The sequence below is a fragment of the Oxalicibacterium faecigallinarum genome (assembly GCF_014635705.1).
In the GTDB taxonomy this organism is placed as follows: Bacteria; Pseudomonadota; Gammaproteobacteria; order Burkholderiales; family Burkholderiaceae_D; genus Oxalicibacterium; species Oxalicibacterium faecigallinarum.
The window spans coordinates 545,254-557,254 of the sequence record NZ_BMDI01000002.1; the positions used below are offsets into that span (position 1 = coordinate 545,254).

The following is a 12,001-nucleotide window of genomic DNA, read 5'->3' on the forward strand; positions in this document are numbered from 1 at the left end:
GTGTAACGCTTGTTGTTGAATGAATGTCAAGCCAGAATCTCAATCGCCAGAGTATGCGCCGTCACCGCTCGCAAAAGCAAGCGGTGACGCACAAAAATCATGCAGCCATGCCGCTGTGACGCAACAATGCATCGATCGATGGTTCACGGCCACGGAAGGCCTTGAACGATTCGATCGCGGGGCGGGAGCCGCCCATCGCGAGAATTTCCTTGAGGAAACGGGCGCCGGTGTTTTGCGACAGCACATTACCCTCCGTACTCCCTGCCTCTTCAAACGCACCGTATGCGTCGGCGGACAAGACTTCTGCCCATTTGTAGCTGTAATAGCCGGCTGCGTAGCCGCCCGCAAAGATATGCGAGAACGAATGCTGGAAGCGGTTGAAGGGCGGCGCCGTCAGGACGCTCACTTGCTTGCGAACTTCATTGAGCACATCCTGCACACTCTTTGCGCCAGCCGGATCGTAGTCGTAATGCACGTGCATGTCGAACAGCGAGAATTCAACCTGGCGCAGGGTTTGCAGACCGGACTGGAAGTTCTTGGCTGCGATCATCTTGTCGTACAGCGCACGGGGCAATGGCTCGCCGGTTTCGGCGTGGGCCGTCATGCTTTGCACCACGTCCCATTCCCAGCAGAAGTTTTCGAGGAACTGCGATGGCAGTTCGACGGCATCCCATTCCACGCCTGAGATGCCCGACACGCCGAGTTCATCGACCTGCGTCAGCATGTGATGCAGGCCGTGGCCAAATTCGTGGAACAGCGTAATGACTTCGTCATGCGTGAAATAGGCGGGCTTGACCTTGCCGTCGACGACCATCGGTTCGGTAAAATTGCAGGTCAGGTAGGCGACGGGTGTTTGTACGCCGGTGCCATCGTTGTTCGACGTCAGGCGACGGCGCCCGCGCGCGTCATCCATCCACGCGCCACCACGCTTGCCATTGCGTGCATACAGATCCAGATAGAACTGGCCAATCAGCTTGCCGTCTTTTTCGATGCGGAAGAACTTGACGTCCGGATGCCAGACTTCGGCGTTATCCGATTTGATCACAACCGAAAACAGGGTTTCAATGGTGCGGAACAAACCGTTGATGACCTTGTTTTCCGGGAAGTACTGTTTGACCTCGTGCTCGGAGAACGCATAGCGTTGCTCGCGCAGTTTTTCCGACGCGTAGGTCACGTCCCAGGCTTGCAGATCGTCGATGCCGAGTTCTTTCTTGGCAAAGTCGCGCAGTTCCTTCAGATCCTTTTCTGCATACGGTTTGGCGCGCTTGGCCAGATCCTGCAGGAAGGCGATGACTTCATCCGGCGTCTGCGCCATTTTTGGCACCAATGACACTTCGGCGTAATTCTTGTAGCCGAGCAGCTTGGCTTCTTCGTCGCGCAGCTTCAGGATATCGACGATGTTCTGTGTGTTGTCCCATTCCGGATGGCCGCCAAGCTCGGATGCCTTGGTCGCGTTGGCGCGATAGATGGTTTCGCGTAGCGAACGGCTGTCTGCATATTGCAGAACAGGGAAGTACGACGGGAAGTGCAGCGTGAATTTGTAGCCGGGCTTGTTGGCCTTCTCCGCCGCAGCACGTGCTGCCTGCTTGGCGTCATCCGGCAAGCCTGCCAGCTCGGCTTCATCTTCGACGAACAAGGCATAGTCGTTGGTCGCGTCGAGAATGTTTTCCGAAAACTTGGTGGTCAGTGCAGCGTGTTTTTCCTGAATCTCGGCAAAGACGGGTTTTTGCGCATCGCTCAGTTCAGCGCCGCCCAGACGAAAATCGCGCACGGCGTTTTCGATGATCTTCTTGCGTGCAGCAGAATAGCCGGCGTAGTCAGGGCCGAGTTGCAGCGCCTTGTATTTGGTGAACATGGTCAGGTTCTGTGACAGCTCGGTCCAGAACTCGGTCAGCTTTGGTTGATTTTCGTTATAGGCAGCGCGCAGTTCCGGTGTGTCGACCACCGCGTTCAGGTGGCTGACGATGCCCCAGGCCCGTCCCAGTTTTTCCGTCACGTCTTCCAGCGGTTCGACAAAGTTCTCCCACGTGACTTGGGTGGTTGAGCTTTCCAGTTCCTGGATGACGCGGCGACATTCGTCCAGCAAGCCATCGATGGCCGGACCGATGTATTCGGGTTTGATGCCCTCGAAACGTGGCAGATCGGAAAAATCGAGTAAAGGGTTCAGGGCAATATTCATCAGTTGTCTCTTTCCGCTGCTTCGATTGTGTTCACGAGCAGCATGGTGATGGTCATGGGCCCGACGCCGCCTGGCACCGGGGTGATGTGGCCTGCAACTTCCTTGATGGCGTGGAAATCAACATCGCCGCACAGCTTGCCGTTGTCGTCACGATTGATGCCGACGTCAATAACAATGGCGCCCGGTTTGACCATATCGGCCGTCAGCGTATTGCGACGACCGGTGGCGGCGACCACGACGTCAGCCTGACGTGTGTGGTAACCAAGGTCCGGGGTACCGCTATGACAGATGGTGACGGTCGCGTTGGCTTGCAAGAGCAGCAGTGCCATCGGTTTGCCAACCGTATTGCTGCGACCGATAACGACCGCGTGCTTGCCTTTGAGGCTGGTGCCGGTGCTTTCGATCAGCTTCATGCAGCCGTAAGGCGTGCAAGGGCGGAAGCCATCCAGACCGGTCAGCAGTTCGCCTGCACTTAATACAGAGTAGCCGTCCACGTCTTTGCGTGGCGAGATCGCTTCAATGACTTTAGTCGCGTCGATATGCTTGGGTAATGGCATTTGAACAAGAATGCCGTGAATCTTTGGATCTTTATTCAGTTCATCGATGCGGGCCAGCAGGGCAGCTTCGGTCAAATCGGCATCGTATTTTTCCAGCAGGGAGTACAAGCCGCTGTCTTCGCAGGCTTTGACCTTGTTGCGGACATAAACGTGAGACGCCGGATCTTCGCCGACCAGAATGACGGCCAGACCGGGTTGCTTGCCTTTTGCGGTCAGCGCAGCGGCACGTTGTGCAATATCTGCACGAAGTTGTTTGGAAAGCTGATTACCATCAATGATTTGTGCGGTCATAAATGAAAAGATAGGGCTGTAAGAAATTTGTAAGACAGTCGAAAACCGATGAAAAGGGGAATCCGGAACCGATCAGGAAACTGATTATATAGGTGCGCCGTCCTGACGCAGGATCTGGTCACTTTTCCGGGTCCGTTATCGGCAGTAATCCAGTTGCTGTATCAAAAGATTAACCGGATGAAATAAGGCTCAAAACTGCAAAATTTCACATTGTGGAAAATCATATCGCAATTTGGAAATTGCAAAAACTGCTGTTAAACTCCGACCCGTTCGCATGACAATGCATATATCGGATTTTTAAAAATCGTGGCCGTCTTTACAAAAGATGGCACCAGACAAATCAGGAGACTTTATCTATGTCAGCCCAGCTCGATCAGGTACTCGCGCAAGCCGCCAACGATCCAGATGTGATGGAGACGCAAGAGTGGCTTGATGCCCTCGAAGCGGTGATTGAAAACGAGGGCCCGGACCGCGCGCATTACCTCGTCGAACGCATGATCGATCTGGCGCGCCGTCGCGGTTCGCACATTCCATTCTCGCCAACCACGGCATACGTCAACACGATTCCGGCTGACCTGGGCGAAAACTCGCCGGGCAATCTGGAATACGAAGAGCGTCTGCGCTCGTGGATGCGCTGGAATGCAATGGCAATGGTGGTCAAGGCCAACCGTGCCGATGGTGATCTGGGCGGTCATATTTCCAGCTTTGCGTCGCTGGCAAACATGCTGGGTACGGGTTTCAACCATTTCTGGCACGCACCAACCGAAGATCACGGTGGCGATCTGGTTTATATCCAGGGCCACTCGTCGCCTGGCGTCTATGCGCGCGCCTTTCTCGAAGGCCGTCTGAGCGAAGAACAGCTGATCAACTTCCGTCGCGAAGTGGATGGCAACGGTCTGTCGTCCTATCCGCATCCAAAACTGATGCCTGACTTCTGGCAGTTCCCGACGGTGTCGATGGGTCTTGGTCCGCTGATGGCGATCTATCAGGCACGTTTCCTGAAGTATCTGCAAGCGCGTGAAATCGCGAAAACCGACAATCGCAAGGTATGGGTTTTCTGCGGCGATGGCGAGATGGATGAGGTCGAATCGATGGGCGCAATCGGCGTGGCCGGTCGCGAGCAGCTCGACAATCTGGTCATGGTCGTCAACTGTAACCTGCAGCGTCTGGATGGCCCGGTGCGCGGCAACGGCAAGATCATGCAGGAACTCGAAGGCGAATTCCGTGGCGCAGGCTGGAATGTCGTGAAAGTCATCTGGGGTTCCAACTGGGATCCGCTGCTGGCAAAAGACAAGGAAGGCATTCTGCAACGCGTGATGATGGAAACGCTGGACGGCGAATACCAGAATTACAAAGCCAAGGATGGCGCCTACGTGCGCAAGCACTTCTTCGGCAAGCATCCCAAACTGCTGGAAATGGTCTCGCGCATGTCGGACGACGACCTCTGGCACCTGCTGCGTGGTGGTCACGATCCGCACAAGGTTTACGCCAGCTTCAAGGTTGCGCAAGAACACAAGGGTCAGCCGACCGTATTGCTGGTCAAAACCGTCAAGGGTTATGGCATGGGCAAATCGGGCGAAGCGCGTAATACCGCGCACCAAACCAAAAAGCTGGACGACGAAGCCGTACGCGAAATGCGCGACCGCTTTGCATTGCCAATCGCCGACGATCAATTGGCCGACGTACCGTTCTACAAGCCATCGGACGACGCCCCGGAAATCAAATACCTGCACGAACGCCGCAAGGCTCTTGGTGGTTACCTGCCGCAACGTCGCGTCAAGTCGGATGAGAAATTGGTGGTGCCTGAACTGACAACCTTCAAGGCCGTACTCGATGCAACTGCAGAAGGTCGTGAAATCTCGACCACGCAAGCCTACGTGCGTTTCCTGACGATCCTGTTGCGCGACGCCAGCCTCGGTAAGCGCGTGGTGCCGATTCTCGTCGATGAATCGCGTACCTTCGGTATGGAAGGTCTGTTCCGTCAGATCGGTATTTACAACCATCAAGGTCAGTTGTACGAGCCGGTCGATAAAGATCAGGTCAGCTACTACCGCGAAGACAAAGCCGGTCAGATTCTGCAGGAAGGTATTAACGAAGCGGGCGCGATGGCATCGTGGATCGCGGCAGCGACTTCGTACTCGACCAATGATCGCATCATGGTGCCGTTCTACACGTTCTACTCGATGTTCGGTCTGCAGCGTATCGGCGATCTGGCATGGGCAGCGGGCGACATGCGTGCACGCGGCTTCCTGCTCGGCGGTACCGCCGGTCGTACCACGCTGAACGGCGAAGGCTTGCAGCACGAAGACGGTCACAGCCACATCATGGCGTCGACCATTCCGAACTGTATTCCTTACGATCCAACCTTCGCGCACGAAGTTGCAGTCATCCTGCATGATGGTCTGCGTCGCATGGTCACCAATCAGGAAGACGTGTTCTACTACATCACGCTGATGAACGAGAACTACGCACAGCCAGGTCTGGTTGCCGGTCAGGAAGAAAACATCCTCAAAGGTCTGTACCTGCTGCAGGAAGGCGCGAAGAAAGCCAAACATCGCGTACAACTGATGGGTTCCGGTACGATTCTGCGTGAAGTCATCGCGGCAGCGGATCTGCTCAAAGACGATTGGGGCGTGACGGCTGATATCTGGTCGGCACCGTCGTTCACCTTGCTGGCACGTGATGGTCAGGATGCAGAGCGTTGGAACATGCTCAATCCAACCGCCAAGAAACCACGCGTTGCGCACATCACGCAATCGTTGCAAGGCACGGCTGGTCCTATCGTTGTGGCGACCGATTACATGCGTACGTTTGCCGAGCAGGTGCGTGCCTTCATTCCAAAAGATCGTTCGTACAAGGTCCTGGGTACCGATGGTTTTGGTCGTTCCGACAGCCGCGCCAAGCTGCGCGAGTTCTTCGAGGTCAACCGTTACTTCGTCACGGTTGCAGCACTGAAGACGCTGGCGGACGAAGGTGCGATCGAACAATCCGTGGTTGCCGATGCGATCAAGAAGTACGGTATCGATCCGAACAAGGCCAATCCGGTCACGCTGTAATCCAGAAATAACATCCCTCGTCGTCGCGGGGCGACGCAGGTGCGAAGATCGCTCTCCGATCAATACGCGCCTGTTGTTCTCCGCGATGACGGATACGCACAAATGAGCGGAGAGAAAAGATGAGCATCGTGGAAGTCAAAGTCCCGGATATCGGCGATTTCAAGGAAGTCGAAATCATTGAAGTGCTGGTCAAGCCAGGCGACACGATTACGGTCGATCAGTCGTTGATCACGGTCGAGTCCGACAAGGCCAGCATGGAGATTCCATCCAGCCACGCTGGCGTGGTCAAGGACCTCAAAGTCAAACTTGGCGACAAGGTGAGTGAAGGTTCTTTGCTGCTGACGCTGGAAGCGGCAGAAGCGGCTGCACCAGCCAAGGAAGAAAAGGCCGCACCGGCGCCTGCAAAAGAAGAAGCAGCGCCAGCCAAGGTTGAAGAGCCAAAAGCGGAAGTCAAGAAAGAAGAGCCTGTCGCAGAAGCCAAACCTGCAGCACCTGCAGCAGCACCTGCAGCAGCACCAGCGGCTGCTCCCGCACCGACACCTGCACCGGCAAAGCCAGCTGCCGCCGCAGCGCCTGCAGCACGCGCAGACAGCAAGGCCCACGCATCGCCATCGATCCGCAAATTTGCACGCGAGCTTGGTGTTGACCTCGGTAAAGTCAGCGGTTCCGGCCCGAAAGGTCGTATCACGCAAGAGGACGTGCAAGGTTTCGTCAAGTCGGCATTGTCGGCGGCACCTGCTGCGGCACCGGTTGCGGCAGCGGCAAAAGGCGATGGCGCTGCACTCGGCCTGCTGCCATGGCCATCGCTGGATTTCAGCAAGTTTGGTCCGACCACGTTGCAACCGCTGTCGCGCATCAAGAAAATCAGTGGTCCAAATCTGCATCGCAACTGGGTCATGATTCCGCATGTGACGCAATACGACGAAGCGGATGTCACTGAACTGGAAGCACTGCGTAAATCGAGCAATGAAGCGCTGGCCAAATCCGGCGTCAAGCTGACCCTGCTGGCCTTCGTGATCAAGGCTTGCGTTGCGGCACTCAAGAAATATCCGGAGTTCAATTCCTCGCTCGACGAAAACGGCGACAACCTGATTCTCAAGCAGTACTACAACATCGGCTTTGCTGCCGATACGCCGCATGGTCTGGTCGTGCCGGTCGTGAAAGACGCAGACAAGAAAACGGTGACGGAGATCGCGCGTGAAATGGGTGAATTGTCGGCGCAGGCGCGTGACGGCAAACTCAAAGGCAGCGATATGCAAGGCGCAACCTTCACGATCTCGTCGCTCGGCGGTATCGGCGGTACCTACTTCACGCCGCTGATCAATGCGCCGGAAGTCGCGATTGTCGGTCTGTCCAAAACCCAGATGAAGCCAGTCTGGGACGGCAAGCAATTCGTGCCGCGTCTGATCATGCCGCTGTCGCTGTCCTACGATCATCGCGTGATCGATGGCGCACAAGGCGCGCGCTTTGTGACCTATCTGAGCGAGATGCTGGCCGATCTGCGCAAATCGCTGATTTAAGGAACGGCGCATGACTACCTGCGTCGTCGTCAAGAAAAACAACGAGATCGCGATTGCCAGCGATTCGCTCGTCACGTTTGGTGACACGCGGCTGTCGCATGCGTACGAAGCGAACAACAAGATGTTCGAGGTTGGCAATTCGTGGGTCACGCTGGCGGGTACGGCAGCGCATTTTCCCGTCATGCGCAAGCTGCTGGTTGGCATGGCAGAAGACTGCAAGCTCAATACGCGTGACGAGGTTTTCGATACGTTCTCAAAGGTGCATCAGATCCTGAAGGAGCAGTTCTTCCTCAATACCAAAGAGGAAGATGACGATCCTTACGAGTCTTCGCAGATTGCGGCACTGGTCGCCAATCCATACGGCATCTTTGGCGTGTACTCGTACCGCGAAGTGTTCTGCTTTGATCGTTTCTGGGGCATTGGCAGTGGCCGCAATTTTGCGCTGGGTGCGATGTACGCCGCCTATGACAAATGCCAGACAGCGTATGAAGTGGCAGAGATTGGCGTCAATGCAGGCGCCGAATTCGACAAGAGCTCGGCCGGACCTTTCCGCATCGTCAGCTTTCCGATGCAGGTTCTGTAACCCATTCAAAAACATAGTGCGTTCGCCCAGGTGCGGACCAACGACAACAATACGGAGCGAAAGCGATGAGCACGATTGAAGTGAAAGTCCCCGACATCGGCGATTTCAAGGATGTGGAAATCATCGAAGTGCTGGTCAGCGTGGGCGATACGATTGCCGTCGATCAGTCGCTGATCACGGTTGAGTCCGACAAGGCAAGTCTTGAAATTCCTGCCAGTCATGCCGGCGTGATCAAGGAGATGAAGGTCAAACTGGGTGACAAGGTCAGCGAAGGCTCGCTGCTCCTCGTGCTGGAGTCGTCCGCAGCCGCACCGGCAGAAAAACCGGCCGAACAGCCTGCGCCGAAAGCGGAAGAGAAACCGGCGCCAGCGCCGGCGGCAAAACCGGCCGCTCCCGCAGCCAAATCGCAAACTGGTGGCACGGTCGAGATCAAGGTGCCGGATATCGGTGACTTCAAGGATGTGGAAATCATTGAAGTGCTTGTCAGCGCAGGCGACAGCATCAAGGTGGATCAATCACTGATCACCGTTGAATCCGACAAGGCCAGCATGGAAATTCCATCCAGTCACGCCGGTGTCGTCAAGGAACTGAAAGTCAAACTGGGCGACAAGGTGGGTGAGGGTTCGCTGTTGCTGATTCTGGAAGCGGACGCGAGTGAAGAAGCGCCCGCACCACAGGAAGAGAAACCTGCACCTGTCGCACAAGCTGCGGTGCCTGCGCAATCTGCAACGGCGGCACCTGCAACACCGGCCCGGCAAGCCGCTGCGCCAACCGCATCCAGTTTCAATGGCACTGCGGATATCGAATGCGACATGATGGTTCTGGGCGCAGGTCCCGGCGGTTATTCCGCTGCCTTCCGCGCAGCTGATCTGGGCTTGTCGACGGTGCTGATCGAGCGTTATTCGACGCTCGGCGGTGTCTGCCTGAATGTCGGTTGCATCCCATCGAAGGCGTTGCTGCACGTCGCAGCTGTGATTGACGAAGCGGCTGCCATGGCATCGCACGGCGTGACTTTTGGCAAGCCGGAAATCGATATCGACAAGCTGCGCAGCCACAAGGAAAAAGTAATCGGCAAGATGACCACCGGTCTGGCTGGCATGGCCAAGGCGCGCAAGGTCAATGTCGTGCAGGGTGTCGGTCAGTTTGTCGGCCCTAATCATATTGAAGTGGCGACCGCAGATGGCAAGAAAGTCGTTCAGTTCAAACAGGCGATCATTGCAGCCGGTTCATCCGTGGTGAATCTGCCTTTCATCCCGCAGGATCCACGCATCGTCGACTCCACCGGCGCGCTCGAACTGCGTAGCGTGCCAAAGCGTATGCTGGTTATTGGCGGCGGCATCATCGGTCTGGAAATGGCAACAGTCTATTCGACGCTCGGTGCACGTATCGACGTGGTCGAAATGATGGATGGCCTGATGCAAGGCGCGGATCGTGATCTGGTCAAGGTCTGGCAGAAATTCAACGAAAAGCGCTTCGACAAGATCATGTTGAAGACGAAGACCGTTGGTGTCGAAGCATTGAAGGAAGGCATCAAGGTCACCTTCGAAGCGGCTGATTCGTCTGTCGCCGCACCAGAGCCACAAGTCTATGACCTCGTATTGGTCGCAGTTGGTCGCAGCCCGAACGGCAAGAAGATCGGTGCCGAGAATGCAGGCGTGGCTGTCACGGATCGCGGCTTCATTGAGGTCGATGCGCAAATGCGTACCAATGTGCATCACATCTTCGCCATCGGCGATCTGGTTGGTCAGCCGATGCTCGCGCACAAAGCCGTGCACGAAGCGCATGTTGCTGCAGAAGCGGCAGCAGGTGAGAAAGCCTACTTCGATGCCCGTGTGATTCCATCGGTTGCCTATACCGATCCGGAAGTTGCATGGGTTGGTTTGACGGAAGACGAAGCCAAAGCCAAAGGCATCAAGCTCGACAAAGGCCTGTTCCCATGGGCAGCATCCGGCCGTGCAGTTGCTAATGGTCGTGATGAAGGTTTCACCAAACTGCTGTTCGATGCCGAGACACATCGCATCGTTGGTGGTGGCATTGTCGGTACGCATGCCGGCGACATGATCGGTGAAATTGCTCTGGCGATTGAGATGGGCGCGGATGCTGTCGATATCGGCAAGACCATCCACCCACATCCAACCTTGGGCGAGTCGATTGGTATGGCGGCGGAAGTGTACAAAGGGGTTTGCACGGATTTGCCGCCGATGCGAAAGAAGTAAAAAATTGAATATAAAAAACGGCGCGTATGCGCCGTTTTTTCTTGAAATCGCTATCAAGGCAATACATCTTATGCGTGACGACGAAATCAAAGCTATCTTCGATCAACAAGCTACAAGCTACGATGAGCGCTGGGCAAAGACTGCTCCAATCCGCCATGCCTTGCATTTTCTGCTTGAAGCGGTATTCGCCACGCTTCCAGTCAATGCTCGAATTCTCTGCGTCGGTGCTGGGACCGGCGAGGAAATTGACTATCTCGCCAAGCGTTACCCACAATGGAAATTTACCGTCGTAGAACCTTCCGGAGCCATGCTGGATGTTTGCCGTAGCAAGGCTGAAAAGGGCGGTTATCTGGCGCGTTGCGAATTCCATGAGGGCTATCTGGATTCACTACCTGATCAGAATGCTTTTGATGCAGCGACATGTTTTTTGGTGTCGCAATTCATTCTCGATCAAGACGCACGCATCGCTTTTTTCCACAGCATTGCTGCACGATTGAAACCGAACGGGATACTTGCGAGTTCGGATCTGGCTTCGGATATTGGGTCATCCGATTATGAAGTTCTGCTTGAGACTTGGCTGAACATGATGCTGGCAGCTGGCATTCCCGCGGCTGGGCTGGAGCAGATGCGCGCAGCGTATGCCAAAGATGTCGCGATTCTGCCGCCTGCGCGGATTGCATCCATGATTACTTCAGCGGGCTTTGATCAGGCTGTGCAGTTCTATCAGTCTGGATTAATCCATGCATGGTTCTCGCAACGTGCGCCTGTTTTACGTTCCTGATCGTCGCACACACTGCGATTCCATCAATGCAAGCTTGGCTCATTCTTGTTATCAGTTGCATGCCTTCTGTTTATTTGCCGCCTAAGCCCAAGAAGCGATTTTTGCTGACCCAGGCGTTACAATCGACGTGTCATGCATGTCGATTCTCATATCCTAATTGTGTATTCAACCATTGATGGTCATACACGAAAAATTTGCCAGTCTATTCAGCGTCTTCTCGAAGACTATGGTCATCAAGTTGCGTTGCTATCTGTTGAAGAAGCGATCCGGCTGGATTGCAGCGGCTTTGACTGCATTGTGATTGGTGCGAGCATTCGTTATGGCAAGCATCATCCTTCCTTGTACAACTTCATTCAGAGGCATCGCGTTACGCTTGCTGCTTTGCCAAGTGCGTTCTTTTCCGTAAGTGGTGTTGCGCGTAATGCGGACAAGGCTACGCGGGCCCATAATCCTTACTTCAAGAAATTTGTCGCTCAAGCAGCTTGGTCGCCGCAACTGGCCGCCATGTTTGGTGGCAAGATTGATTATGCAAAGTATCGATTCTTTGACCGGCAGATGATTCGCTTCATCATGTGGATGACCGGCGGGCCGACTGATCTGAATAAGCCAGTCGAATTTACTGACTGGTCTGCTGTTGATGCTTTCGCCTTGCAAATCAAAAACTTGCAGAGATAGTGTGTTGTACGTCTGCAGTTGAGGGCGCGAATATTGCTTGCTTTTGTCCTGCGTTAGCAGTCTTCTTGAAATTAATCGAGAGAAATACGCTCCAAGTCATATGAGCAGGTTTTTCTCGCGTAGGTTGGCATAAGGCTCGATGG

The 12,001-nt window shown here is 55.1% G+C and carries 8 protein-coding genes; 6 read left to right on the forward strand and 2 right to left on the reverse strand.

The annotated features are described in order from the left end of the window. Window positions 1-97: 97 nt before the first annotated feature. The gene (locus tag IEV29_RS12620) at window positions 98-2,179 is read right to left on the reverse strand and encodes a M3 family metallopeptidase (RefSeq protein ID WP_188381635.1); all 2,082 of its coding nucleotides are present in this window, start codon (window positions 2,177-2,179) and stop codon (window positions 98-100) included. Beyond that, a complete protein-coding gene (gene folD, locus IEV29_RS12625) occupies window positions 2,179-3,027 on the reverse strand; it encodes a bifunctional methylenetetrahydrofolate dehydrogenase/methenyltetrahydrofolate cyclohydrolase FolD (RefSeq protein WP_188381636.1) in 849 nt (282 codons plus the stop codon). The genes IEV29_RS12620 and folD overlap by 1 nt, the downstream gene beginning before the upstream one ends. Before the next feature lie 356 nt (window positions 3,028-3,383). Here folD and aceE point away from each other — a divergent pair, with 356 nt between their 5' ends. From aceE to hemG, 6 genes are all read left to right on the forward strand, one after another. Then, window positions 3,384-6,083 (forward strand): pyruvate dehydrogenase (acetyl-transferring), homodimeric type, encoded by a 2,700-nt coding sequence (gene aceE / locus IEV29_RS12630; protein ID WP_188381637.1) that lies wholly within the window; start codon window positions 3,384-3,386, stop codon window positions 6,081-6,083. 119 nt (window positions 6,084-6,202) lie between these two features. Next, entirely contained in the window at window positions 6,203-7,603 is a 1,401-nt protein-coding gene (locus IEV29_RS12635; protein WP_188381638.1) for a dihydrolipoyllysine-residue acetyltransferase, read from the forward strand. 10 nt (window positions 7,604-7,613) lie between these two features. Further along, window positions 7,614-8,186: an Ntn hydrolase family protein gene (locus tag IEV29_RS12640; protein WP_188381639.1), complete on the forward strand. Its 573-nt coding sequence runs from the start codon at window positions 7,614-7,616 to the stop codon at window positions 8,184-8,186. 65 nt (window positions 8,187-8,251) lie between these two features. Continuing rightward, window positions 8,252-10,402 carry a dihydrolipoyl dehydrogenase gene (lpdA, locus tag IEV29_RS12645; protein ID WP_188381640.1) on the forward strand — a complete coding sequence of 717 codons (2,151 nt, stop codon included), beginning with the start codon at window positions 8,252-8,254 and terminating at the stop codon, window positions 10,400-10,402. 4 nt (window positions 10,403-10,406) lie between these two features. Continuing rightward, on the forward strand, window positions 10,407-11,183 hold the full coding sequence (locus tag IEV29_RS12650) for a class I SAM-dependent methyltransferase (RefSeq protein ID WP_229726383.1): 777 nt from the start codon (window positions 10,407-10,409) through the stop codon (window positions 11,181-11,183). 132 nt (window positions 11,184-11,315) lie between these two features. Beyond that, window positions 11,316-11,858, forward strand: a complete 543-nt coding sequence (gene hemG, locus IEV29_RS12655; RefSeq protein ID WP_188381641.1) for a menaquinone-dependent protoporphyrinogen IX dehydrogenase — start codon at window positions 11,316-11,318, stop codon at window positions 11,856-11,858. Window positions 11,859-12,001: the final 143 nt, after the last annotated feature.